25 protein-coding genes, 9 tRNA genes, 3 rRNA genes and 1 riboswitch are annotated in these 25,723 nt (G+C 39.4%); of the genes, 1 reads left to right on the top strand and 36 read right to left on the bottom strand.

Translation table 11 applies throughout. The annotated features are described in order from the left end of the window. Nucleotides 1-6: 6 nt before the first annotated feature. From EUBREC_RS03930 to EUBREC_RS03895, 8 genes are all read right to left on the bottom strand, one after another. Entirely contained in the window at nt 7-540 is a 534-nt protein-coding gene (locus EUBREC_RS03930) for a restriction endonuclease subunit S (RefSeq protein WP_306718826.1), read from the bottom strand. 199 nt (nt 541-739) lie between these two features. Next, on the bottom strand, nt 740-1,210 hold the full coding sequence (locus tag EUBREC_RS03925; protein ID WP_012741756.1) for an NADAR family protein: 471 nt from the start codon (nt 1,208-1,210) through the stop codon (nt 740-742). Next, entirely contained in the window at nt 1,211-1,660 is a 450-nt protein-coding gene (locus EUBREC_RS03920) for a hypothetical protein (protein WP_012741755.1), read from the bottom strand. After that, complete coding sequence (locus tag EUBREC_RS03915) at nt 1,638-2,303, bottom strand: DUF3990 domain-containing protein (RefSeq protein WP_012741754.1); 666 nt, start codon at nt 2,301-2,303, stop codon at nt 1,638-1,640. The genes EUBREC_RS03920 and EUBREC_RS03915 overlap by 23 nt, the downstream gene beginning before the upstream one ends. Before the next feature lie 50 nt (nt 2,304-2,353). Next, on the bottom strand, nt 2,354-3,592 hold the full coding sequence (locus EUBREC_RS03910; RefSeq protein WP_012741753.1) for a restriction endonuclease subunit S: 1,239 nt from the start codon (nt 3,590-3,592) through the stop codon (nt 2,354-2,356). A 5-nt stretch (nt 3,593-3,597) separates the two neighbouring features. Further along, nucleotides 3,598-5,199 (bottom strand): type I restriction-modification system subunit M, encoded by a 1,602-nt coding sequence (locus tag EUBREC_RS03905; RefSeq protein WP_012741752.1) that lies wholly within the window; start codon nt 5,197-5,199, stop codon nt 3,598-3,600. Nucleotides 5,200-5,240: 41 nt separating this feature from the next. Then, entirely contained in the window at nt 5,241-5,990 is a 750-nt protein-coding gene (locus tag EUBREC_RS03900) for a copper homeostasis protein CutC (protein ID WP_012741751.1), read from the bottom strand. Nucleotides 5,991-6,080: 90 nt separating this feature from the next. After that, complete coding sequence (locus EUBREC_RS03895) at nt 6,081-7,526, bottom strand: NYN domain-containing protein (RefSeq protein WP_012741750.1); 1,446 nt, start codon at nt 7,524-7,526, stop codon at nt 6,081-6,083. A gap of 135 nt (nt 7,527-7,661) precedes the next feature. On the opposite strand from EUBREC_RS03895, the gene EUBREC_RS03890 reads away from it, so the two are divergent. Beyond that, nucleotides 7,662-8,852, top strand: a complete 1,191-nt coding sequence (locus EUBREC_RS03890) for a PIN domain-containing protein (RefSeq protein WP_012741749.1) — start codon at nt 7,662-7,664, stop codon at nt 8,850-8,852. Nucleotides 8,853-8,970: 118 nt separating this feature from the next. On the opposite strand, the gene EUBREC_RS03885 is transcribed toward EUBREC_RS03890, so the two are convergent. The 28 genes from EUBREC_RS03885 to EUBREC_RS03750 form a co-directional block, all read right to left on the bottom strand. Next, complete coding sequence (locus EUBREC_RS03885; protein ID WP_049757222.1) at nt 8,971-9,369, bottom strand: hypothetical protein; 399 nt, start codon at nt 9,367-9,369, stop codon at nt 8,971-8,973. A gap of 10 nt (nt 9,370-9,379) precedes the next feature. Further along, nucleotides 9,380-10,180 (bottom strand): metallophosphoesterase, encoded by an 801-nt coding sequence (locus EUBREC_RS03880; protein ID WP_012741747.1) that lies wholly within the window; start codon nt 10,178-10,180, stop codon nt 9,380-9,382. A gap of 103 nt (nt 10,181-10,283) precedes the next feature. Further along, nucleotides 10,284-10,625, bottom strand: a complete 342-nt coding sequence (locus tag EUBREC_RS03875; protein WP_012741746.1) for a metallophosphoesterase family protein — start codon at nt 10,623-10,625, stop codon at nt 10,284-10,286. A gap of 145 nt (nt 10,626-10,770) precedes the next feature. Further along, a complete protein-coding gene (locus tag EUBREC_RS03870; protein WP_012741745.1) occupies nt 10,771-11,307 on the bottom strand; it encodes a hypothetical protein in 537 nt (178 codons plus the stop codon). A 23-nt stretch (nt 11,308-11,330) separates the two neighbouring features. After that, nucleotides 11,331-11,675 carry a DUF6572 domain-containing protein gene (locus EUBREC_RS03865; RefSeq protein WP_012741744.1) on the bottom strand — a complete coding sequence of 115 codons (345 nt, stop codon included), beginning with the start codon at nt 11,673-11,675 and terminating at the stop codon, nt 11,331-11,333. A 208-nt stretch (nt 11,676-11,883) separates the two neighbouring features. Then, nucleotides 11,884-12,126, bottom strand: a complete 243-nt coding sequence (locus tag EUBREC_RS03860) for a hypothetical protein (RefSeq protein WP_012741743.1) — start codon at nt 12,124-12,126, stop codon at nt 11,884-11,886. 339 nt (nt 12,127-12,465) lie between these two features. Beyond that, a complete protein-coding gene (locus EUBREC_RS03855) occupies nt 12,466-13,209 on the bottom strand; it encodes an enhanced serine sensitivity protein SseB (RefSeq protein ID WP_012741741.1) in 744 nt (247 codons plus the stop codon). Then, the gene (locus EUBREC_RS03850; protein ID WP_012741740.1) at nt 13,199-13,492 is read right to left on the bottom strand and encodes a hypothetical protein; all 294 of its coding nucleotides are present in this window, start codon (nt 13,490-13,492) and stop codon (nt 13,199-13,201) included. The genes EUBREC_RS03855 and EUBREC_RS03850 overlap by 11 nt, the downstream gene beginning before the upstream one ends. After that, nucleotides 13,489-13,911 (bottom strand): hypothetical protein, encoded by a 423-nt coding sequence (locus tag EUBREC_RS03845; protein WP_012741739.1) that lies wholly within the window; start codon nt 13,909-13,911, stop codon nt 13,489-13,491. The genes EUBREC_RS03850 and EUBREC_RS03845 overlap by 4 nt, the downstream gene beginning before the upstream one ends. A gap of 443 nt (nt 13,912-14,354) precedes the next feature. After that, a complete protein-coding gene (locus EUBREC_RS03840) occupies nt 14,355-14,732 on the bottom strand; it encodes a hypothetical protein (RefSeq protein ID WP_012741738.1) in 378 nt (125 codons plus the stop codon). Between the two features lie 349 nt (nt 14,733-15,081). Continuing rightward, a complete protein-coding gene (locus EUBREC_RS03835) occupies nt 15,082-15,543 on the bottom strand; it encodes a hypothetical protein (RefSeq protein WP_012741736.1) in 462 nt (153 codons plus the stop codon). 9 nt (nt 15,544-15,552) lie between these two features. Next, nucleotides 15,553-17,250 carry a T7SS effector LXG polymorphic toxin gene (locus EUBREC_RS16905; protein ID WP_306718804.1) on the bottom strand — a complete coding sequence of 566 codons (1,698 nt, stop codon included), beginning with the start codon at nt 17,248-17,250 and terminating at the stop codon, nt 15,553-15,555. A gap of 15 nt (nt 17,251-17,265) precedes the next feature. Next, the gene (locus EUBREC_RS03825; RefSeq protein WP_012741734.1) at nt 17,266-17,565 is read right to left on the bottom strand and encodes a hypothetical protein; all 300 of its coding nucleotides are present in this window, start codon (nt 17,563-17,565) and stop codon (nt 17,266-17,268) included. A gap of 25 nt (nt 17,566-17,590) precedes the next feature. Beyond that, nucleotides 17,591-18,034: a DUF5082 domain-containing protein gene (locus EUBREC_RS03820; protein ID WP_012741733.1), complete on the bottom strand. Its 444-nt coding sequence runs from the start codon at nt 18,032-18,034 to the stop codon at nt 17,591-17,593. A 1-nt stretch (nt 18,035) separates the two neighbouring features. Next, a complete protein-coding gene (locus tag EUBREC_RS03815) occupies nt 18,036-18,362 on the bottom strand; it encodes a DUF4176 domain-containing protein (RefSeq protein WP_012741732.1) in 327 nt (108 codons plus the stop codon). 71 nt (nt 18,363-18,433) lie between these two features. After that, a riboswitch (cyclic di-GMP riboswitch) is annotated at nt 18,434-18,522 on the bottom strand. Nucleotides 18,523-18,812: 290 nt separating this feature from the next. Beyond that, nucleotides 18,813-19,085 carry a hypothetical protein gene (locus EUBREC_RS03810; RefSeq protein WP_012741730.1) on the bottom strand — a complete coding sequence of 91 codons (273 nt, stop codon included), beginning with the start codon at nt 19,083-19,085 and terminating at the stop codon, nt 18,813-18,815. A gap of 672 nt (nt 19,086-19,757) precedes the next feature. Next, nucleotides 19,758-19,831 (bottom strand) — tRNA-Arg (locus EUBREC_RS03805). A 52-nt stretch (nt 19,832-19,883) separates the two neighbouring features. Further along, nucleotides 19,884-19,967, bottom strand: a tRNA-Leu gene (locus EUBREC_RS03800). 5 nt (nt 19,968-19,972) lie between these two features. Next, a tRNA-Val gene (locus EUBREC_RS03795) sits at nt 19,973-20,045 on the bottom strand. Nucleotides 20,046-20,076: 31 nt separating this feature from the next. Continuing rightward, a tRNA-Asp gene (locus EUBREC_RS03790) sits at nt 20,077-20,150 on the bottom strand. Between the two features lie 62 nt (nt 20,151-20,212). Then, nucleotides 20,213-20,286, bottom strand: a tRNA-Ile gene (locus EUBREC_RS03785). A 9-nt stretch (nt 20,287-20,295) separates the two neighbouring features. Further along, nucleotides 20,296-20,368, bottom strand: a tRNA-Thr gene (locus tag EUBREC_RS03780). Nucleotides 20,369-20,412: 44 nt separating this feature from the next. Then, a tRNA-Glu gene (locus tag EUBREC_RS03775) sits at nt 20,413-20,484 on the bottom strand. 14 nt (nt 20,485-20,498) lie between these two features. Next, nucleotides 20,499-20,570, bottom strand: a tRNA-Asn gene (locus EUBREC_RS03770). Between the two features lie 62 nt (nt 20,571-20,632). Then, a 23S ribosomal RNA gene (locus tag EUBREC_RS03765) occupies nt 20,633-23,517 on the bottom strand. A 185-nt stretch (nt 23,518-23,702) separates the two neighbouring features. Beyond that, a tRNA-Ala gene (locus EUBREC_RS03760) sits at nt 23,703-23,775 on the bottom strand. A 6-nt stretch (nt 23,776-23,781) separates the two neighbouring features. Continuing rightward, nucleotides 23,782-23,899: ribosomal RNA gene (gene rrf, locus EUBREC_RS03755) — 5S ribosomal RNA — on the bottom strand. A gap of 59 nt (nt 23,900-23,958) precedes the next feature. After that, nucleotides 23,959-25,491 (bottom strand): 16S ribosomal RNA (locus EUBREC_RS03750). Together the 16S, 23S and 5S rRNA genes with 9 tRNA genes alongside form the textbook arrangement of a ribosomal RNA operon. Nucleotides 25,492-25,723 lie beyond the last annotated feature (232 nt).

The raw sequence follows: 25,723 nt of genomic DNA, 5'->3' as shown, positions 1-25,723 counted from the left end.
ATTGGCTTACGATGAGATAAAGTAGAAATTGGGTTTTTTATAAAAATCTGTCTGGCGCTGGTGAAGAGTGATGAGGTGGTCGAGGTTGGAGAAATGCTCTCCTATTTTTGCTTGTTCATCAAATGATGGTACTTCAAAAGTAAGATTTTCAAGTACACCTTGACTAATGTTTTTATTCGCACTGTTGGTTGCTTGAGCCATTATTTGATTTCGTACTTTTTGAGTTCCAAATATATATTTTTTAAAATCATTATTTAGTCCATATTCATCCCTAAAACGAATAATAAATCCTGAATAAGTTGTATTTTCAAGGGTTTCTGGCACCAATGCTGCCTCACCAACTCCTTCCAGTTTTACTGAGGAACGAACAAATAATACATCTCCTTTTAGCAATGAATATTCTAACAATTGTTTTTCTGTAGCATCAGCTAATTCCAATTTGTTAACATCAATTACATTGTTTCCAAAGATATTTTGTAAGTTAATAAAGGGAAAACCATGTCCCATAGCCTCTTTAGAAAAGTTCATTCCGTTCTTCAATGAACCAAGTTCCCCCAACTTACGCTGTTCCCAAACTTTTGGTTTTATTCACCATATCACAATGGACTTACGCTAATAACGAGTGATGCCACTTTTCATCACTTATAATATAAAAGACGTGAGTCAAATTGTCCCACGCCTAAAATTAATTAAAAGCACGGATGAATGCTCTTAAAAGTAATCAAATTTTTTTCAGATTTTATATTCCATCTCTCACCATCATAAGTGCAAATCCAAGCAGATTCTGTCCTCTCCACTTTTCCATTTCCAGTCTTTTAGGATCTGTCATTGACAATCCAATTCCCCAAATGCAGTCCCTCACAGCACCTTCCGCTAAAACCGCATCTCCTGTAGCTTTTAGTTTGGATTTCAATTCAGAGTTTTGAAATTTTGCACAAAGGCCCTTGTAAACAACAATCTGTCGCTTTCCATTCCAGATTGTTTCATTATAATTTGAAACCTTTCTTCCCAAAGCCTTAATTTGTGCAACATCTGTAGTTTCAAGAATCTTCTCCACTATTTTTGTATCACCAAAACAATTTGCTTTTTGATACATCATGTACTGTTCCATTGATGAAAATCTTATTCCATCACATTCAAACTCACTTAAATACCAGTTACTAAGATATCCATTTTCCTCATTTGGATTATGAAAACAAACTATATTCATTTATACTTTACCTACCTTTTTTACCGCCAAATCAAGCTCTAAATCATGAAGTCCACAATAAGCCTTCCTCAGAAAATCGACCGGTACTTTATTTATTACCTCTGCGCTTGGAATATCATAATACCACTGATAATAAGCATAAAATTCTCCAATCCAATCAGGCATAAATCCTTCGATTGCTTTCCCCTTCTTTAACTTATATTTTTCTGTGTCTGAAAAGTATTTCCACAGTTCTTTTGCATCCATAGTATTAACATAAGCCATCGCATCATCAATGTTTTTTCTGGTTTTACTTTTCATATACGTATTTATAAAATCTTCTGTATCACTATCAGGATAAGACTGTGCCACAAAATCAAATAATTTTCCCTGATTTTCCACCACGTCACCCAGATACGCTTCTGAATATGCGCCCATTTTCTCACCTCTAAAACAATGTACTAAAAACATTCGTAACCTTATTTGCATCTGAATCTACTAAATTACGCATTTTTTTTCTTGCTTCAATATCTCTTTGATTATACTTATTGTTAAATTCATTGTATTCAACTTGAAGTAAATCACTTTCTATCTCACGTAAATTTGCATATGCTTTTTCTGTCTTAATACAATACTGAATCCCCAATCCGCCTAAAGAAAGCAATTCCTCAAGAATATCTATATCAATATTATCTCTGACAAATTCTTTTGCAATATAGAAATATGATGCATTTGCGCGCCATCCCTTTATCACATCATATGCATCGGTATCAATACCATATTTATCAATAAACTTTGCTGAAAGCATCCTATAACGCTTGGAATCCGCCGCATCGCGATGCTTCATAAGCTCTGCAAGCCACGATAAAACATCTTTCTCCTGAAAATCAAAAATTTTTAGATTCCTTGTATTTAACTCATACTTATGAACCCATCCATTCTGTTCATTAGGTCTGCAAACCGCCCATTCTTTTGCTAAATCTATGTTTTCTGTCAGATAAAATCCACGACCATAATCATGTTTATCATCTCCACCACCAAATACCGGTGTTACTATTTTGTTAGGAGAACCATGATATAAAATTATTGTATCCATTTTAATTCCCTGTGACATTCTTACCCCTCCCTTCCTTCAAGATATCTCATAACTCTAATATCAAATGATTATATAAACATATTTTGTAACATATATTTTTTCATTTTCTTAAGTTCATCGCACTTACGTTGGTGAAGAGTGATGAGGTGGTCGAGTTTGCAAAAATAGCTCGCAATCACTTTCTGTTCTTCATATTTTGGAATATCAACTACAAATTCCTGCATATCAGATGCAAGGATATGTTTTATGGTATTACCAGTAGTAATGTTCTCAATTTGCTTTTTGGCTTTATCAGTCTGATATTCATAATTCAAAAAGTAAGGTTCAATTTCTTCTTTGGGATTTCTGAACATGATTAAGGCATGAGCCGCTGTATTGTCCAATTCTTCAGGGATTACAGCTGCATGTCCAACATGCCCTGACTGAACCATAACCATATCTCCGGTATGTAGCCATTTATCTTTTTGCTTTTCATAAAATTCATCATTTATGAAAATTTCAGCGTTATGGTTTATCTGTCCGTCTTTTACATTGTTAGATTCCAAATAAAAATGTCCATGTTCTGCATAGTACGGAGTAGCTGTTCCTACGAATGCATTTCCAATCGAACCATATATCTCCCCCAGCTTACGCTGTTCCCAATCGTAAGTAAATCCATCAAATCTAATTTCTGGAACTTTTGCTCCATTTCGAGGAAACATTTTTTGAAGCATATATTTTTTCAATTTTTTTGTCTGTTCACACTTTCGCTGGTGAAGAGTGATGAGGTTGTCGAGGGTGGAAAAATATCTTGCAATTCTATTCTGTTCATCAATATTTGCAGGTATTACAACTCCCAATTTTTCGATTTCACTTGTATTGATGACTGCCTGTGTACTACCAGCCGAAAGCGATTTGATATGTTTCTGGCACTCTGGACTATTGATACAATTTGTCAGAAACTTATAATTACATTTCTTGAAATCTGGTCTGATTATAACAATGTTTAAACAGTTTGCTTCTTCAGAATTCTCGTAATTTACAGCTTTTCCGCTATCTCCGTGTCTAGCAATAAGGATGTCACCTGCTTTTAATTGTGATTTTTGGTTGTGTTGATGAAATTCGTTTGTTACATATTTCAAATCATCTCTATTTAAAGATAATCCGTTAAGATTCCCTGTTCTATACATAGGAATTCCTGATTCATCTGTATAGAATTTCTCACATGTTCCGACAAATCCTACGCATATTTTTTCCGCCACTTCGTTCAACTTACGCTGTTCCCAATCCTTAGTAAACCCTTTAAATCTAATCTTTGGATTTTCCATACAAATCACCCCTCAATCATATCAATATAACGATTCAACGATGCCATTATATTTTCATCGGACGATGTCAGGTCTTTTAACAAATTCACAAACTCACCTTCGACCTTTCCTATCTCGTCATCTGTTTTTTGCATATCCTCGAGCAGACCATTTATATCGACTTCCTCTTCCTTTTCAAAATTGTCTACATATCGCGGTATGTTTAGGTTGAAATCATTCTTTTCAATATCATCAAAGCTTGCCAGATAGGATTCTTTGTCTACAGTTTCTCTTCTGTTATACAAATCCATAACTTCATCAATATGTTCGTCTGACATTTCGTTTTGTTTTTTGCCCTTAATGAACTTCTTTGACGCATCAATAAACAGTACATCTCTGCCATCTCTATGCTTTTTAAGGACAACAATGCATGTAGGAATAGACGTATTATAAAATAAATTAGCCGGCAATCCTATAACCGCATATATGTTTCCTGAACGAAGGAGCTTTTCTCTTATTTTTCCCTCTGCTGCACCTCTGAAAAGCACTCCATGTGGCAAAACGATGGCCATTGTTCCATTGCTTTTCAGATGATAAAGTCCATGAAGTAAAAATGCATAATCAGCCTTTGATTTTGGCGCCAAAACACCATATTCTGAAAATCTTTCGTCCTGTAAAAATCCTGATGCAGCACTCCATTTTGCAGAATACGGTGGATTCATAAGTACCATGTGAAAGTCAGTTTCCTCACCAGTTGGCCAGTCTGCATCAAGAGTATCTCCATGATGCAGATTCTGATTCTCCGCAGCTACATCATGCAGGAACATATTCATCCTCGCCAGATTATATGTAGACATGTTCAGTTCCTGTCCATAATACTTTATATAGTTTGTATCACCTTTATAGTATCTCTTTGCGTTAAGAAGCAGCGAACCTGAGCCCATACATGGATCATAGATTGACAAACCTTTCACATTCTCCTGTCCTGTTATTGCTATTCTAGTAAGAATTTTTGATACTGCCTGTGGTGTATAGAATTCTCCCGCCTTCTTACCGGTCTCTGACGCAAACTGTCCTATCAGATATTCATATGCATCTCCAAGTATTTCACCATCGGAATTGAGCAAATCCGCCTGGTCTATTACCTTTATCAGTTCTGCAATTGTATCACTTTGTTTCTGGTCTCCCGCTCCAAGCCTGCTTGAATACAAATCAATGTCAGAAAACAAATCCACAAACAACTCTCCGCTCTGCTCAATATTATTGAACGCTTTCTGTAATTGCTCACGATTAAAGCAATTATTCCTTGCATCCTCTGCAAAACATGTATATGTAAGCTCAGGCTCAATTACATATTTACGATCCTGCTTTAATTCATCAAGCAAATCATTAGCATATTCACCCTTCAACTCATTTTTATATGCCTCGAGTGCCACCTTGAGCGATTCCGGTTTCTCATCATTTATCAAATCATATACTCTTATCAAAAATGAATCTGATAGGTATTTATAGAATACAATTCCCAAAAGATAATTCTTATATTCATTCGCGTCCATTTTAGAACGAAGTACATCAGCGCCACTCCAAAGTACACTGATTAAATCCTTACTATTTTCCTGTTCCGCCATTAATTGCTTCCTCCGAAATTCTATAATCTTTTGCTTTAATATTACACTCCACTTACCTCTTCCGCAAGCTTCCTAACCTTACCTGCATCCGCACACTGATAGCAGTTCTTCATCGCTTCATCATACGAGAAATCCACTGCATTGCCCGCTGCTGTCACATCACACTTCCATGAGCCACACGAGCTGTGTACCTGCGTAATACCCGTGTATTCAATAAGTGCTCTCACATTGGTATCATTCACGCCGCTTCCTGCCAGAATCGTAATATCTTTTCCATATTGATTTTGAAGATGCTTAAGCTGTTTTCTGCCATCCCATACATTTGCTGCGCCACCGCTTGTGAGAATACGATCTGCGCCAAGCCTAATAAGCCTCTCCGCTGCACTGTCCTGATTATCTATGCAATCAAAGGCGCGGTGAAACACAGCTTCCCTGCCATACTCATGAATGAGCTCTATCATTTCCTTCGTGCGCTTTTTGTCAAGCATTTTTTCCTCTGTCAGAAATCCAAACGCAATACCGTCTGCTCCATGCTCTAAAAGAATTTTTGCATCCATAAGCATAATGTCGTATTCTTCATCCGAATAGCAAAATCCGCCGCCCCTTGGACGAACCATTGTCACTACCGGCATATTGCATTTTTCCTTTGCATATATTAAATTGGCGAGTGTAGGTGTCAGCCCTCCCATATATAGGGCACTGTTCAGTTCAACCCTGTCCGCACCATTTTCATATGCTGTTTTCACATCCGAAAAGCTGCCACAGCAGATTTCAAGCATCGGTTTCATCATACTTTCCCACTCTTTCCGCTAAAATAAGGCTTAACCTTCACACAATACATGTGTGACCGACAATAATTACATAAAACAGTTTTACGATAATCAATATTCATTGACCACAATCTCGAATACTCCGTCCTCATTAATTTTTAACCTCAATGACTTAACATATTTATTGTAAAAATCCTTCATTTCTCGCTCTGTCGATGTAATTTTAGTCCTCTCGTATATCTGTCTTGTCATCTCCCAGCCATTCTTTCCGACAATATCATTTGTCAGATTTTTCAATTCATTTATCATGACTTTTTTCTTTAAATCACTTGCATTTCCTGTATAGAAATCGTCTATTGAACAGTGAAAAATACATCGTTTTGTAAGTGCATCCTTGATTGACTGTCCGCACTTGCTATATTCGTACATCACGAGGAAATGAGCATCCTTTACAGATGAAATAAGTCCCCAGTAATCCGAATCACTTGAGCACAAAATAAACGAGTCTATGTTGTCCTTATAATACGCCTCACACACTCCCGCAGTCATCTTTATATCAACAAGCGACTTTCGGTCTGTCACGCGCTCCACCTCCTCATGGAATACAGGGATATGTATGAATTTTTCCAGCCAGTCCCATCCACAGGATGTATGATAATCATCATAAAGTATAATTTTTTCTATTTTGGACATTTGCTCAGAATTTAAGTTTTTTAATACTCCATACAGCTTGTATACATCAGAATTTTCACAATCCACAACTATCACAACACGCATACTTTCACGGATAAACTCATATATATTTTCCTTTGTATCTTCCACTGCATCCCTGTATTTTGAACCGTCATTGAAATAATCACCATGCTGTCTGTATATTGTCTTTAATATACGTCCATCGGAATTGAGCAGATTTCCCCTGCCATCCGGGCGCCAGTGAATGTACATCCCGTATGGATACTCTTTTCTGTGCTCTTTATAGACAGTAAACTCTGCCTTTAGCTTCTTTGGCTTTTCATAATCCGCTATGACAAACAAATCCCTGATATACTCCCATTTTACCCAGTCTGGGAAAAGCTTTTTGCATGCATCCACGTGCTCATTTATCAGCTTGTTAATATGTACGCAATACTTGTCAGCCGATGAATTATACAATATAATATGCACTTCCCAGCTCTCAAGCTTATTTATATTCTCTGCATCAAACCACTCCATCCTGTTTATATTACCCAGATTATATTTTATTTCATTGTCTGTTTTTTTATAGTTGCGCAGCAGACTTGTACGTGCCTTACACAGATATCTGAGTATCCTCGCATTTGTACTTTCTCTTAAGCTGTTTAAAAGCTCCACATACTCATCACTGCACATATCATCAAGTATCTCATTTCTTACACCTATAAGATACGACAGAATCGTCACAAGCTCATATTTCTGTACTGTTTTATATTCCTTTTCCTCTGTAAATTCAGAATCCAACGCATATGCTTCTTCATCTGTTTCTTGTATCACATCATTAACTTCATCAATATCTGATTTATTTATTTCAATATCTGCCAACTCTATTCCCCCTTCATTTTCAAGATATATTAAAATTATATCATATGTTGCACTCTTTGTATTGTTAACATTTACTTAAATCTATATTATTTGCCATTTTCTCCTACACATGCTACAATACCTTTGTCCGGATTAATGGTGATTATTATCAGACACTTTTTAGTAGACAGCGAAAATGTCAACGACAACTGGCTGATGCTGTTTGATATGGCAGATGAGGACGACGAAATCGTAGTTTTTTACACAAAAAAATCACCTCACATGTCATACATGTCAGTCATCAGGCTTATGGAAAATAACAAAATAAATATCCGATTTGAGAAATCCTATGAGGGCACGAATGCCCTTGATTTTCAGCTCGTATCATATATGGGATATCTGATGGGATGCGCTGATTCATTCAGTGAAAACAAATGTGATGCTGCATCAGCCGAGTCATGTGCTGATGAGTACATCATAATGAGCAATGACACAGGCTATGACCCTGCTGTAAGGTTCTGGAAAGATAAGGGATTCGCTGTACGCAGATTCAATGTAAATTTCTGCAAACAGGCTGTCCAGCGAAGAAAAAACATCAAGTATCAGGTAGTAGCAGATATTCCATCCAGGGAAGATAACGCCAATACCAATACCAATACCAATATCAATACCGATACTGATACCGATGCTATCACCGCAAAGTCTTACAATCTGAATGAACTTATCGATGGCAATCATAGCAGCTATACAGACAGTGAACCGTTAGGTGATGAGCTTGCAACTAACGATGACTTACCGTCAAGTGATAAGCTTATGGCTAATGACGACTTACCATTCACTGACGAACAGACACCTCATAACGGTTCTGGTAACAGCTCAAATAAAAACGAAGCAGATGAGGCTAAATTCTCAACGGACAGCATTGATATATCAGATATTTCTGAAGTCTCGGCAGTATCCGAAGACTTCGACCATTTTGAGGTAGATTCTTTCCTAAACTGCATGGGAAAAGACAATCTGCTCAAGCTTCATGAGACGCTGGTTCATGTTTATGGTATGAAACAGGGTCAGACAATTTATAAAACCATAAAAGACAAATCCTACTCTTTTACGCCTGAAAAGCTCACGCGTAAAAAGAAGGTAGAGCGTTTTACAGGTATAATTTTCGCACACAGTGATATTAATGATCCCGGAAATTTTGTTGATTTTCTTGAAAAAAACAAGAATAAAACAAAGAATCTCAATGGCATAAGATCTGCCATCACAAAGAGCTACGGTGAAACAGATGGTCTGAAATATTACAGCCTTTTCAAGCCATATTTCAAAATTATATCTGCACTGAAATAACGCCCTTTATTTTACAACAGAAAGGTAATCCGGATAAAACAATTGAGGCACGGAGTATTAATTCCGTGCCTCAATTATGTTATTTATTTGATATCTTAAACCATGTCAATAATCTCTTTTAGTTAATTTTTTTCAGCCACTCATCAGGTTCTATAGCTGATACCACAGAAGCTTCAAAATCTGCTATATTTCGAGTAATTATATAATTTGCTGAAACTTCCTCGGCACATCTGTCCTGCAAGCAGTCCTCAAAATCTTTAAAGTTATCCATTTTAATAGCAGTCATGACCGCTTCCTGTGATGCACATGCTACTTTTAAAACCTTGCAAACATTTTCCAACCATAATCTTCTTGTTTCTACCGGTACCTTTCTAAGAATATACCACAGATTAGGCAAAGAGTGAAATGTGACAATAGCAAATTTTGGAGCTTCCATATAAAACAATGCTGGAAGAAGGATGGTGTTTACGAATAAAGCTCCTGCAAAGAATTGATGCGGTTTAGGCTTTTGTGCCACATTTGCTCTTTTATGCAATAATATCTTTAAACGACTGTTTTTCGGTCATATTCATAAATTTATCCAGATTTACAACATTTTCGTTGAATAACATCAGCATCTGTCTGCCATCAGCCCATGGATACAGCCGGTCGGCATGAAAATGTCCAAAGGCCCATCTCTTATAATCCAAATTAAATTCTATCTCGCCGAGATATCTTTCCATGGTTGAATCAACCGTGCTCTGATCAAGTCCTGCAAGAAACAAATCGGTTGGTTCATATAGATATGGGCATGTATGCGAAAGTACTAAATCAAACGGTGCCTCATTTCTGCACAATTTTCTTCCGAGCTCCATTTCTTTTTCGTTTAATTGCTCATCCTTATACCACGTCAAATGTCTGGCTTGACGATAGTACTTGTCCACGCTGTAAGCACCGGGCAGAGATAAAGTTTTATAAGACTTAAAATTATATACTGCCGGTCCGTCTGCTAAATACTCAATGTAAGGGAATTCTTTCTCAACAAATATGGAACCATCATATTTTGATATTGTTTCCCATCCATCAGGATTTTTGTCCATAACCGTTTTTACTCTGGCTTCATGATTTCCTCTTAGACATATAAAAGTAAATGGCAATTTTGAAAGCTCTGATTTGAATTTATGATCTCTCTGACCAGTGAGAGCAAAATTTGCACCAACATCACCAAGCAGAATCATAAAGTTTTCTGATGAATCCAAACTCAATCTTTCCTTATTTTTTTGATAAAAATAGTGAACCGGCTGTGCACTGCCATGTATATCACCCAATAAAAACCATTGTTCATTCATCACATTATCTCCATTTTACTAATTATAATGCCATATTTAGGCTTTGGTCTTCCATATAAAACAATGATGGAAGAGTAGTGTATTTTAATATATCCGTAAACTATCATTTTATATTATGATACTTTTCGATAATTTCTTTCAAACTTCTTGGCTCATAGTCAATCCATGGCTTCATGCAGCCTACATTGTATGCCTGTATTGGCTTATCACCTACATGCCTGCAATTATTCGCTTCCATACCAGTCAGACACTTTTGAAAATATACATCCTCTGCACTGTTGTGGGTGTGACCGTATAACAGGATCGTACCTTTATTCATGCCTTTCCATGAAAATATAGGATAGTGACACAGCACAAGGTCATAATTCTTACCACCGTATGAGTCATGTATCTCTCTGTAATCGCATATATCATAAAAAAGCTGCTTATATCTGTAATCAGACACATCATCATGGTTGCCTTTAACAAGGATTTTTTTACCTTTTAATGTAGCAACAAGTGCTATGAAAACAATGCGTTCTAAATCTTTAACGAAACAATATTCAGTTTTTTCGGATATCCTTACGTAGAGATGTAATTAGATATACTTATTAAAGCATCAATATCCAATCAAAAAAAGCTTTCCCTCCATTCTCATAATTCCCTCTATTACCATTATTGATTGATTCTTGTGCTATTTTTTTAGCCTCCTCAATGTTATTCATATTAATGTAGGCTAAACACTTTAGTACTTCCTCATCCATACCATCTTCATAATCAATAATATACTCATCAATATCATACTTTTCCATAAAATTATGACTACACTCATCTACTAATCCCAAAAGGTATTCCGCTTGCTCATCATATTTATCTGTAAGGTCTACTTCCCCCTTTTTTAATAAAATCGAAGGAGCCTTAAAAGCACCACTTGCCCTTAATGAATTACTCTTTTTGCTATTAGTTGGCATTTGCATAACCTTCCAAAAAATGTCATCATAATTATAATTTTTAATATAGATTCTATAAACTAATTTCTGCGAATTTACAACAAGAAAATCACAATGAATAAATGCATTATCCTTTACACTATAAATGATATTTGTTTTTGTTTTATATCCTCTTCTATCTGAAGATATATATTGCATTAATTAATTGCTTTTGTTGGTTTTTATCTAGCTTCATCTGCTCCCTCCTGCGAAACACAATATTGTATCTTTACACCAAGTTCAGCAACTTGATTTTGAACTGACTGTAAAAACTTTTCTGCATTAGCGGTTAAATTATATAAGAAATGAATTTCTATAATTCCATATGTTATATTTTCTCCTTTGTAGATATCTTCATACTGCTTCTGTTCAAGAAAGGTGATATATACATTAATCTTTTCTTGCAACATTACTAAATGCTGATATTCATCTCTCCAGTCCATATGGTCAGCTATCAGTAAAATTATTCCATTATTATCATCCGTTAACGCTATGCCATCTACTGTTTTATTATCAACTATCGACATAATACCTCCTACTCTGGTCGAATTATTGTTACTTTTGTACCTGGCGGAATCTGGTATCCTCCAGAGAATATACCTTTTCCTTTTCCAACAACAGTTGCTCCACTTTCAAAAATCTCAGGAAATGCAATTTTTTGATTACTTGTTAGCGGTGCTGTCAATGATGATTTATATTCATTTATTACAACATTTCCATTTGCCCTATTCTGAGCTAATACATCAGCCTTACTACCACTCTGGTCTCTATATTCCCTGTTACACTCTCAACAACATTACCTTTCACACCTTTGTTTGACCAGCCCAATTTTGCATCTGCCATATTCAGTCCTTTTGCTGATCCCGTCGATGCCAGTATTCCGGCTATCATTCCAAGTGTTTGGTTGTTTGTTTTATCATATACCAGGTTAGATGCTCCATATCCTGCCAGAGTTGATACACCTTCTTTTCCAAGCATAACAGTCCCTGATCTGTATTCATAAGGATTATTATACTCATTTTTGTCTCTTACTCACAAAAATCCGACAAACGACACGATTTTCGTGACGGATGATATATAATTCCACTTAACAGGTACAATAAACGCACCCTTAGCAACATTATGTGCTTGGAGTGCGTTATGTCAGCATATTTATTTTGCAATCTTCGTTCGTATACACAACTTGGCAAAATTTCGCTAGTGTCTATTAATTAACATCATGAATTCTTAATTACTTCGAAACCGCCATGATGATTAATTAATAGACGTGCAGGAGTTGTAGGCTGTTTGGAGTCCGAAAGTATAACCATAATTGAATTAATCTCTTTCATAAAATGATTTGTGTTCTTTAATTACATTCTTTCCAAAATCAGAATTCGCTGAAACTATATCTAACATCTTATCTTTTAGAAATCTACTGCAGAAATTTCCAATTCTTGGATATAGAATATTAGGATCTTCTTTTGAATCCAATATTAGTAAATAGCTTCCCTCTTCGCCTCTTACCATCCATAATAAGAATGCCTTATCAACGCTTTTTTCCTTATCAAAATATATACATAGATTATTAATCAATTCAGTTGGATATTCAGCTGGAATACCTATAAGCACCTGTTCTTCTTTTTTAATTATGCAATCATTTTCCAAACCATCAAGCATTGGAAGCGTAATCACAATATTTGCACCAAAAGGATTTATTACAATTCCTGAATATACATCTCTCGCTTCCTTCATGATGCTCTGAAAATCCTTATAACCAAAAATAACCGTTTGCTGTTCTTTGGATGAATTCCATTTATATAATTCTTTCCAGTCAGTAAATGCCATTAAAAACTTATTACCTTCTGTGTCTTCGATATGCTTTACAGATATTGAAGACCCTTCTCCCACAACTATTTCTTTACCATCTCTGGTACTATTCTGTAATTGAATATCTGCAGGACACAATAATTTAGCTTGTGCTAATTCTTCAAAAAACTTCTGTTGTGTTGCATTATTGTTACTTAATCCTTCAATTGCACTGACTAATTTAGGATTACTAATTGGTTCATTAATATTCATGTTTCCCTATCTCCTTCTGGTGATATATTCCATCAGCAAACTTACGGACAAAACCTTTTGCTGGGAAATCAGGATATTTAAATTCCCAAAGACATCCACAGCAAATACACTTGTACCATTTGTCAGCTTTCCACTCAAACCCATTACAATACGGTTTTTCTACCGGTACTTCTGAAAACCTGCCTTCTTTAACTTGTTCTTCAAAAAACATTTTAATTTCTTCATATAATTGGTACGAATTAATCACACTTCCTATTCGTTCGCTACATTCACATTTTATCATTTAAACCACCCCGCTTCCACTTTTGGAATATATACTTGATTCCCACCTCCCGGTAATACACCTATTGTATTTCCAAGACTGTCATAAATGTTCTGTGGTGCAGCGACACCTTCATAAATCGTGGTTTCTTTTGGAACAACAACTTTTGTAATATTTTCAGTTGTATTTCCCCAAGAAGGATTTAATGCCAAATCCAACTGTGATTGCAATCCTCCACCTTGAGATGTTCTTGATACATATGACCCAACTTTTCCTGCATTACCACCACTTACTCTATACATAACTGTATCCTCTGTCAATGTTGTTTTTGTAAATGTTGCACCATTAAAAGATTCTGCTACTTCTTGGCTGATTTCATTACATGGATTGATTGGTGAATACCTTACAGATTCACTACCACTCTGGTATGCTAAACACATAGGAATCAAAGCAGTCTTTTTCTATCTATTGCTTTTCTTTTATTCCTATTTCACAATTATCCTGTAATAGATAGAGGTGTGCGTCACCACTCTTGAAGCACTTGTGACTTCGTTCATTGAGACTGCTCCCTCTGCTTTGCAGGATTTTGCGTATTAGCTGGATGTTGGCCGCATATGTGCTGTACTTCGTATATCTAACCAGATTGTAACCCGCATTGAAGCGAGGATTCTACCTGTTACATACCATTTACACAAAAGGAGTTTTCTTATGTACATTATCGGAATTGATATTGGTAAAAATCATCACGAAGCTTCCATTGTTTCTCCTGAAGGGAAACAAATCGGACATTCGCTTCGGTCAGTTTACCACCATAATCTACGCCGTATTTCGGGATGGTAAGACTTATGAACCTAAGAAATTCTGTTAATATATGGTAGTGAGACTACGAATTAAGCCTGCCGGTGGGAGGCTTAGTTGTGATGCTCATTTTAAATTTTTGAACTTTATCACACCACTCATCAATTAATTGACGAAGTTCTTTTGTATCAACTTCACACCAATTCCCCATAGCATCCTCTGCCAGATTATCATATACTTTAGTCGTTTTAGGACTTATTTCCGCACAACATACATTTCCATTTACTTCTTCATATTCACTTTTCCCTGACAGTACTCTATCAAAACCTGATTTAATCCATTTTTCAAAGGGCAATACATCGCATGACATAAAAGTTGTCAACAACTGATATTTCTCATCAAATATGATACTTATATCCTCAATACCATTTTTTAATTTATATTCTTCTATTCTGTATTTCATTTCTATTCCTCCGGAAATGCTGAAATAATTTTACCACTTTGATCTAAAAACATATCTATTTTCATACCATTATTAGCTACTCCCGAATTTATAAAAAAGCCCTTATCGTTTATAGTAAAACTTTCACAGAAACACGCACCCTTTTGCAACATTCTGTTGCTAAAAGTGCGTTACATCAACATATTCATTTTGCAATATTCATTCGTATGCCTAACTCAACAAAGTTTTAGTGTCATTTATAACACCATGGATACTTAATTGCTTTTGGGCAACCATGATGGTTAATTAATAGATATGCATGGGTTGTAGTGATGCTATTAGATGTCTGAAAGTATAACCATAATTAAAATTATTCCATATTATATTTTTCTAAATCCTGTGCAAATGTATTGTTTTCGATAAGAGCATTAACAACTTCACTCTTTTTCGATATTACTAATATTAATGAACCATCCCAAACCACAATTTCTGAAACTGCTAATGGATGTTGCAATGCTATTGGATTTTCCCAAAATCCTTTATATCCATCAGCATACGGATAATCATATTTTAATACTTCTTCAAGTCTTATTTCTTTAGGGAAAGCAGAGAAGACCCCCCATATCCATTGGAACTCCTCTTTAGCTAGTAAATCTAACAAGCTTCTTCCTTCAATCCAACAGTATTCATTATCCAAAATTTTTACTATCTCTTCGTCACTTGGATAACATTCAATATTTGTAATAAGCCAATTATAGTTGTCCACATCTCCAATAATATTGCAAATATCTTTTATAGAAATCTCATCATTTTTTATTATACAACCTTTCATCTCTTCTCCTTAATTTCTTTTTGGTTTTCCATTGTTATATTCCCATGTATGTTCATGTGGGACTTCTGGATGTTCTTTGGGATTTCCATGGTCACTCATATCAACATCTCTATATGCTTTACCCTCAGAATCATACCATCGTCTAGTTTTTATATTTCCCTCTGCGTCTAATATGTCCACCGATGTATTCACTTCACCATATGGTCCTGGATTTTTATTGACTGAAGTATGCTTTAAGGACGGTGTAATATCTATTTCATTTCCTAAAGTAGATATAATAGTCTTTTTACCACTCTCAACAACCTTCCCAGCATCTTCCGCTGCACTCTCGGCTCCCTTGGCTGCTCCCTCGAGCCCTTTTCCGGCTTTCCCCACATCTTCCGCTAAATTTCCAGCTCCCTCGGTTACTCCATCAATCCCTTTTGGGGCTTTCGCCAGCTTGTTCGCCTCTGCTTCAATTCCATTCAGCCCCTTTGCTGTCACTCCACTTGCAACCATACCGGCAACCATTCCTGCTGTATCATTTCCTGTCACATCTGTGGTTATCTTCTGCGCACCGGCTCCGGCTCCCATTGAGATGCCTTCTTTGGCGACTATTGTTGCTGTGCTTTTGAATGTCAGATTTCCCGCTGTGGATGCCTGTCCGATTGGAATCATCGCGGATGCCGCAAATGCAAAGGCATTTTCTGTCAGATAATATGCGTCCTCGTTTCCCTGAAACAGGTCATCCTTTATGCCGTTTACTGCCGTGCTGTCAATGTCACCTGTGCTTCCATAATAAATATCCTGAGTGCCCTCTATGGCATCTGCAGCTCCGAATACTGCTGTTCCGCTTCCTACTGCTACTGCAACGTCAGCTACTATTGGTATTGCGGCACCTCCTGTCAGCACTATGCATGCTGCACCCGTCGCAATTAGTACTGCTCCTCCAACCGTCCTCCAGATTCCCTGTGTCTTTCTCTTTTCGGCTTCATCCTTTATCTTCTGTTCTGTCTCATAGATTTCATCGTATGCTTCTTTATTCTTCTCATGCAGGTCTCCAAATATTTTAATGCCCGTGTTCAGGGCACCTGCGTCTTTATCTGTGATAAAACTGCCTGTTTCATAGCTCTCAATCGCACCCTGGCTAAGGCCTATTTTTGAAAGACATGACTGCAGATTTTCCAGAAGCAGCTCTACTGAATTTTCAAGCCGTACCACATTTTCCCTCTCGTAGCTGTTTACATTTGAGACAAGCTTTATAAGGTCGCTGTCCATCTGCTCATGGATATCAAATACTCCGTTACTGTCCGGCATGCCCACATCAGATATGTCCGATACTTCTGAAAGTGCACTTCTTATTTTGCCCGTATACTCATCAGTATCCTCATAGTTTGATGCCAGTTTTTTCCTGAATTCCTGTATTGCTTCTTCATCCAGTTTGAAGTTCGTCGAGCTATCAATGGCACGGTATCCATCCTTGTATGCTGCCATATTGTCAAGCAGTGTCTGTGCAGTTACTTTAATGCCTGACAGGATTGTTATATGTGCTTCACCAAGATAACTCTTTACTGCGTCTCCGGTTTTTCCTGTAAATACTGCATTTTCCGTAAACATACTGATTCTTTCTATGCAGTTATCAATATTTTCAATTAGATTTTCAATTTTTCGCTTATATTCCCAGAACAGATCGCTGAGATCCGTATAATTTATCTGAAACCCTTCCATTTTCATCTCCTAGTTTTATGGTATCACAGCTGTATCTGATAGTCCAATACCATTTTTAATATAATCTCCCTGTTTTCTGTCATTTTCATTTATTGCATTTATTATCAGGTCTATTTTTGCCAGATCATTATTTAAAGTATCTCTGTAATCTTTCACAAAGGCTTTCAGCTGCCTGTATTCTTCCTGAAATTTGTCCATTGCTTCAGATCTGCTTTTGATTTCTGTCTCTGCCGCTGTGAGACTTACGGAATCAGAAGCTGTTTTTATACCGGCAGTCATAAAAGATACCTGCATATTATCAAGGCTGATTTCCATCTTTGTATTTCTCCTCTCACTTTTATTAATTGAAAAAATTCTGTATTTTCGTGCACAGATCATCCCATGCGTTAACAAGTCCTGAAAGCACACCATATTTTTCATTCACTTTTTCTTTTAGTGTATTTATTTCCCAATTGATGGCATCCTCCGCTGCATCTATATTTGACACATATCCGTCATAAGCTGTATATAAATTTCCGCTCTCACATGATTCATAACATTCCTGTGCATTGCTGCCTGTCCACATGCACTGATAAAGATCTGAATTTATCATATTCCTCTGGTTATGCTTGATATCATCAATAGCCTCCTTGGCATCATCCAGCTTCCTGTATGCCGCTTTCAGCCTCTCTATTTTTTCATCAAGCACATCTATCTCTGACTGGCACTGTTCCTGCTGTTTTTTATTGTCAGCTTTCTTTTTCTTCAGTTTATTGTATTCTTTTCTGTCATTCTTTTTTGCCATATCAGTTCACCATGCTTCTTTTGAGTTTTCTTACATCTGCGCGCTCTATTTCTGTTTTCTCCATGGCATTAAAGATGTTGTCACACATCATTATCTCATCATCATCTACATACCCTTCAAACACAACCCTGCTGATATCTGTATGCTGAAAATACATAAGCCTGTCACCATTCATTCCCTCAGGATATGGGCAGGCAGCATAATCAAAGAACTGTTTACAGCCATTTATATTTACCTGCAGTGCTCTTGCAACAATCACAAATTTTTTTATACCACCGCTTACTACTACAATGCTCCCAAGTGGCAGAAAATCAAATTTTTCATTCATATCTTTTCACCTCATACTTCAATAAACTTTTCATACATACAAAAAGGCTGCAGCAACCGGTATTCACCGGTTGTTGCAGCCGAACTGTCATTACTACATGTAACTGTTTTAGACTCTGGCTTTGCGACCTTACGTTTCCATAAGTGTGCCCTTATGGTTAATAATTTTATTGAATTTGCACATTTTTGTCAATATATTTTCTTTATTCATACAGATGTAATATAGCAATAAAATTGTTAGTAGCCTGTCTGTGAATGTCATAATCCATCTTGAAGTAAAACTTAATTGCAAGAAAATCTTGAAAAACGAGGGACGGGGGCTTTCATATCCGCCCTGTCTGCTGATGAAACCAGTCCTGCGCTTGCGGCTCCACGCCACGCAATCACAACCCTGTTTTGTATACAAACTTTTTGGTGTGAAAATACGAACTTATGGCAAGTATAACCCTAATTAAATAACACCTTTCTCTTGAGCATAACTATTAATTGCATCCAACAAGCTATTTTTATAAATTGATAGTGAAAAGGGTATCTGTATACCACCTTCCCCATCATCATACTCAGAGAATATTATAAAGTTATCCCTATCCATCTTCATAATAACATACTCATTTCCTTCAAATTCACCTTTTCTTATCTCATATAAATTAATAAAATTTATAATGCTCTCATAATACTCTTTCGAATTTATTTCTGCTTGTAAAAATTTATTTAATACGTCCATATATTTTCCCTTTCTATATACTATTTTATTGGATATGCACTTAACATACCTCCATCACTTGAAATTACAATTTTTATGTTGAGAAATAAATAAAATTATTGCAAAGCATCCCCAAATAACTTATCTACCAATAAATCAATATTATCAAATTCGTCCACTATTATTTTATATTTTGATAGTTTTCTGCAATTTCTTTCAGACTCCTTGGCTCATAGTTAATCCATGAAATCATCTGTCAATTTCATAATAACTTCGTTAACATAGTCATCCGTCAGTCCATCCATGTAACATGTCTTAACTAACTTTTCCACGATTTGCAACTGCTCATAATCCGGAAAAATCTCATCATCAAGCACGCACCAAGACTCAGCTTCATGAGCATTCAGCCAGTTTATGATGCCTTCTTTCTATATATACGAAAGTATTTTATACATAGCCAATATGAAAAAAGCTGCCAGTCAATCATATCTTCTGGCAGCTTCATGATTATTTATTACTTGTTAATTCACAACACTCATACTCTCATCAATCCATTTCTGTATCATTTGAGCACTTACATTAAGATAGTGGCGCAACGGAGTGTAGAGCGAACCCTGGGGTTCAAATCGTCCGCGGACGATTTGTAGTATAGAAAGAGCAGGTATTACAACCTGCTCTTTCTATACTATATAACGTGCGTGAGAGGATTCGAACCCCCGACACCTTGGTCCGTAGCCAAGTGCTCTATCCAGCTGAGCTACACACACATATTTTATTTACTCATTCATTATAACACTCTTGTCAAGTGTTTTGAATGAATGCCGCAGACCGGAATCGAACCGGTACTGTATCACTACAACAGGATTTTAAGTCCTGCGCGTCTGCCAGTTCCGCCACTGCGGCATGAATGGGACCTACAGGGCTCGAACCTGTGACCCTCTGCTTGTAAGGCAGATGCTCTCCCAGCTGAGCTAAGATCCCATATAAAATTGTAGTAGATACTCACTACAAACGACCCAGACGGGACTCGAACCCGTGACCTCCGCCGTGACAGGGCGGCGCTCTAACCAACTGAGCCACTAGGCCAAATGCTTAATGCGTGATATATAATATCACAGTTTGCACAAAAATGCAAGAAAAAAATTTAATGGACCATCGGGGACTCGAACCCAGGACCGACCGGTTATGAGCCGGTTGCTCTAACCAACTGAGCTAATGGTCCAAATATATAAGCCGATGATCGGACTCGAACCGATAACCTGCTGATTACAAATCAGCTGCTCTGCCAATTGAGCCACATCGGCATACGACTTATGACTTTTAACTCAGCGCATTGCTGTGCTAAAAATGACTCCAACGGGATTTGAACCCGTGTTACCGCCGTGAAAGGGCGATGTCTTAACCGCTTGACCATGGAGCCTAAGAAAAAGAAAACTCCCCGAGTAGGGCTCGAACCTACAACAACTCGGTTAACAGCCGAGTGCTCTACCATTGAGCTATCGAGGATTATTAAGGTTTGTACCTTCAAAACTTCATACAAATCCGATTTGTTTTTCTTTGTTATTAACCAGATTAAGCCCTCGACCTATTAGTAACAGTCAGCTCCACATGTTGCCATGCTTCCACCTCTGCCCTATCTACCTTGTAGTCTTCAAGGGGTCTTACTCCCGAAGGAGGGATATCTCATCTTGAGGGGGGCTTCACGCTTAGATGCCTTCAGCGTTTATCCCTTCCAGACTTGGCTACTCTGCCATGCCGTTGGTCGACAACAGATACACCAGTGGTCCGTCCATCCCGGTCCTCTCGTACTAAGGACAGCTCCTCTCAAATATCCTCCGCCCGCGCCGGATAGGGACCGAACTGTCTCACGACGTTCTGAACCCAGCTCGCGTACCGCTTTAATGGGCGAACAGCCCAACCCTTGGGACCTGCTACAGCCCCAGGATGCGATGAGCCGACATCGAGGTGCCAAACCACTCCGTCGATGTGAACTCTTGGGAGTGATAAGCCTGTTATCCCCAGGGTAGCTTTTATCCGTTGAGCGATGGCAATCCCACTTTATACCACCGGATCACTAAGTCCTACTTTCGTACCTGCTCCACCCGTCGGTGTCGCAGTCAAGCTCCCTTCTGCCTTTGCACTCTTCAAATGGTTTCCAACCATTCTGAGGGAACCTTTGAGCGCCTCCGATACCCTTTCGGAGGCGACCGCCCCAGTCAAACTCCCCGCCTGACATTGTCCCATTGCCAGTTTATGGCAACTGGTTAGAAACCCAGTACTACAGGGGTGGTATCCCAACAGCGACTCCGGACAGACTGGCGTCCATCCTTCTTCGTCTCCCACCTATCCTGTACATGCAGTACCGAATCCCAGTATCAAACTGGAGTAAAGCTCCATGGGGTCTTTCCGTCCTGGCGCGGGTAACCAGCATCTTCACTGGTACTTCAATTTCACCGGATGCATTGTCGAGACAGTGCTCAAATCATTACGCCTTTCGTGCGGGTCGGAACTTACCCGACAAGGAATTTCGCTACCTTAGGACCGTTATAGTTACGGCCGCCGTTTACTGGGGCTTAAATTCAAAGCTTCGCCGAAGCTAACCTCTCCTCTTAACCTTCCAGCACCGGGCAGGCGTCAGCCCATATACTTCACCTTTCGGTTTCGCATAGACCTGTGTTTTTGCTAAACAGTTGCTTGAGCCTATTCTCTGCGGCCTGCTCTCGCAGGCACCCCTTCTCCCGAAGTTACGGGGTCATTTTGCCGAATTCCTTAACAATGCTTCTTCCGCCGGCCTTAGGATTCTCTCCTCATCCACCTGTGTCGGTTTACGGTACGGGCACGCATTACACAATAGCAGCTTTTCTCGGCACATGGCTCACACGCTTTGCTACTTTATTTCGCTCCACATCACGTCTTCGGATTATACAACGGATTTGCCTATTGTACACCTACCTCGCTTGTACCGGTTTTTCCATTCCCGGCTCGTGCTTTCCACATGCGTCCCTACAGTTCTGATAATGCGTGGTACAGGAATCTAAACCTGTTATCCATCGCTTACGTCTTGCGACCTGTGCTTAGGCCCCGACTTACCCAGAGCAGATCAGCTTTACTCTGGAAACCTTAGATATTCGGCCGAAAGGATTCCCACCTTTCTCTCGCTACTCATTCCGGCATTCTCTCTTCTTATCCCTCCACTGCTCCTTCCGGTACAGCTTCGTCGGTTTTAAGAATGCTCCTCTACCACTCGCATTGCGAGTCCACGGCTTCGGTGTCGTGTTTCAGCCCCGGACATTTTCGGCGCAGGAACTCTCGACTAGTGAGCTGTTACGCACTCTTTGAATGTATGGCTGCTTCTGAGCCAACATCCTAGTTGTCTTCGAATTCCCACATCCTTTTCCACTTAACACGCACTTTGGGACCTTAGCCGGTGGTCTGGGCTCTTTCCCTTTTGACTGCCCAACTTATCTCGTGCAGTCTGACTCCCGATCATCATCTACATGGCATTCGGAGTTTGATATTCTTTGGTAAGCTTTGACGCCCCCGCGGAAATTCAGTGCTCTACCTCCATAAGACTAAATCGAGGCTAGCCCTAAAGCTATTTCGAGGAGAACCAGCTATCTCCGGGTTCGATTGGAATTTCTCCCCTATCCACACCTCATGCCCACCCTTTTCAACGGATGTGGCTTCGGTCCTCCATTGTCTTTTACGACAACTTCAACCTGGACATGGATAGATCACCCGGTTTCGGGTCTGCGTACACTGACTTAACGCCCTGTTAAGACTTGGTATCCCTTCGGCTCCGCACCTTAAGTGCTTAACCTTGCCAGTATCCGCAACTCGCCGGACCGTTCTACAAAAAGTACGCGGTTGTTCATTTAAAGAACTTCCACAGCTTGTAAACACAGGGTTTCAGGTTCTCTTTCACTCCCCTCCCGGGGTCCTTTTCACCTTTCCTTCACAGTACTATGCGCTATCGGTCACTAAGTAGTATTTAGGCTTACGGGGTGGTCCCCGCTCTTTCCATCAAGGTTTCTCGTGTCTCGATGTACTCTGGATTCCGCTCAGTCAGCTCTCCTTTCGCTTACGGGGCTTTCACCCTCTCCGGCAGGCTTTCCCAAACCTTTCTGCTAGAATCACTGAATCTTAAATGCGGTCCGAACCCCGGAGTGCACGCACTCCGGTTTGGCCTCTTTCGCTTTCGCTCGCCGCTACTAACAAAATCGATGTTTCTTTCTCTTCCTCCGGCTACTTAGATGTTTCAGTTCACCGGGTTCCCCTCCATACGTTATGGATTGGCGTATGGATGATACGAGTTCTTCGTACCGGGTTTCCCCATTCAGACATCTGCGGATCAAGGATTATTTGCATCTCCCCGCAGCTTTTCGCAGCTTATCACGTCTTTCTTCGGCTCTTAGTGCCAAGGCATCCACCCTGCGCTCTTCTTTGCTTAATCTCTTCGATGCATAGCGTTGCATCATTAATAACTTAAAGAACTTTGTTGTTGTTCACAACTTGGTTTTGTTTCTCGGATGTCTTGATTGTTAGATATTCTTAAGAATAGAATATTTATTCATCAAATCATTTGTATGAAGTTTTCAAGGTACAATGTCGATTGCAACAGTTTTATTACATCGACGATGGAGACGGAGAGATTCGAACTCTTGACCCCCTGCTTGCAAGGCAGGTGCTCTCCCAACTGAGCTACGCCCCCGTTGTAATTTGGCAGCCACCTACTTTCCCATACCGTTACCAGTATAGTATCATCGGCCGTTTAAGTCTTAACCATCGTGTTCGGGATGAGAACGGGTGTTTCCCAAAAACGCATCGCCACCAAAAATATGCTGTTATCTATTGATAACTCAACAGTGAAAAACTCTCTACTCGATTTCCTTAGAAAGGAGGTGATCCAGCCGCACCTTCCGATACGGCTACCTTGTTACGACTTCACCCCAGTTATCGAGCCTGCCTTCGACAGCTCCTTCCTTTCGGTTAGGTCACTGGCTTCGGGCATTCCCAACTCCCATGGTGTGACGGGCGGTGTGTACAAGACCCGGGAACGTATTCACCGCAGCATTCTGATCTGCGATTACTAGCGATTCCAGCTTCGTGTAGTCGGGTTGCAGACTACAGTCCGAACTGAGACGTTATTTTTGAGATTTGCTCGGCTTCACAGCTTTGCTTCCCTTTGTTTACGCCATTGTAGCACGTGTGTAGCCCAAGTCATAAGGGGCATGATGATTTGACGTCATCCCCGCCTTCCTCCAGGTTATCCCTGGCAGTCTCTCTAGAGTGCCCGGCCAAACCGCTGGCTACTAAAGATAAGGGTTGCGCTCGTTGCGGGACTTAACCCAACATCTCACGACACGAGCTGACGACAACCATGCACCACCTGTCACTCCTGCTCCGAAGAGAAGGTACGGTTAAGTACCGGTCAGAAGGATGTCAAGACTTGGTAAGGTTCTTCGCGTTGCTTCGAATTAAACCACATGCTCCACCGCTTGTGCGGGTCCCCGTCAATTCCTTTGAGTTTCATTCTTGCGAACGTACTCCCCAGGTGGAATACTTACTGCGTTTGCGACGGCACCGAGAAGCAATGCTTCCCAACACCTAGTATTCATCGTTTACGGCGCGGACTACCAGGGTATCTAATCCTGTTTGCTCCCCACGCTTTCGAGCCTCAGCGTCAGTTATCGTCCAGTAAGCCGCCTTCGCCACTGGTGTTCCTCCTAATATCTACGCATTTCACCGCTACACTAGGAATTCCGCTTACCCCTCCGACACTCTAGTACGACAGTTTCCAATGCAGTACCGGGGTTGAGCCCCGGGCTTTCACATCAGACTTGCCGCACCGCCTGCGCTCCCTTTACACCCAGTAAATCCGGATAACGCTTGCACCATACGTATTACCGCGGCTGCTGGCACGTATTTAGCCGGTGCTTCTTAGTCAGGTACCGTCATTATCTTCCCTGCTGATAGAGCTTTACATACCGAAATACTTCTTCGCTCACGCGGCGTCGCTGCATCAGGCTTTCGCCCATTGTGCAATATTCCCCACTGCTGCCTCCCGTAGGAGTTTGGGCCGTGTCTCAGTCCCAATGTGGCCGGTCACCCTCTCAGGTCGGCTATGGATCGTCGCCTTGGTGGGCCGTTACCTCACCAACTAGCTAATCCAACGCGGGTCCATCTTATACCACCGGAGTTTTTCACACTGCATCATGCGATGCCGTGCGCTTATGCGGTATTAGCAGCCGTTTCCAACTGTTATCCCCCTGTACAAGGCAGGTTACCCACGCGTTACTCACCCGTCCGCCACTCAGTCACAAAATAATCAGTCCCGAAGGAAATCAAATAAAGTGCTTCGTTCGACTTGCATGTGTTAAGCACGCCGCCAGCGTTCATCCTGAGCCAGGATCAAACTCTCATGTTAAAAAGTTGATCTCAGTCAAGTTAAACTTGGCTAATTCGTTCATTCAGATAAATCTGAATTTACTGTTTTAAAGGTCTTCAATTTTCATTGAAGCGTTCTGATTGATTCTCAAAATCTTTCAAGGTTTCTCACTGTTCAGTTATCAATGTTCTTTGTTTTGCTCTCTTGCGACAGCTTGATTATTTTATCAAATCACTGTTCGTTTGTCAAGCACTTTTTTATTTTTTGAACT

Source organism: Agathobacter rectalis ATCC 33656, from assembly GCF_000020605.1.
In the GTDB taxonomy this organism is placed as follows: domain Bacteria; phylum Bacillota; class Clostridia; order Lachnospirales; family Lachnospiraceae; genus Roseburia; species Roseburia rectalis.
Note: the sequence above shows the minus strand (reverse complement) of the source record. Positions and strands in the feature narration are given on the sequence as shown.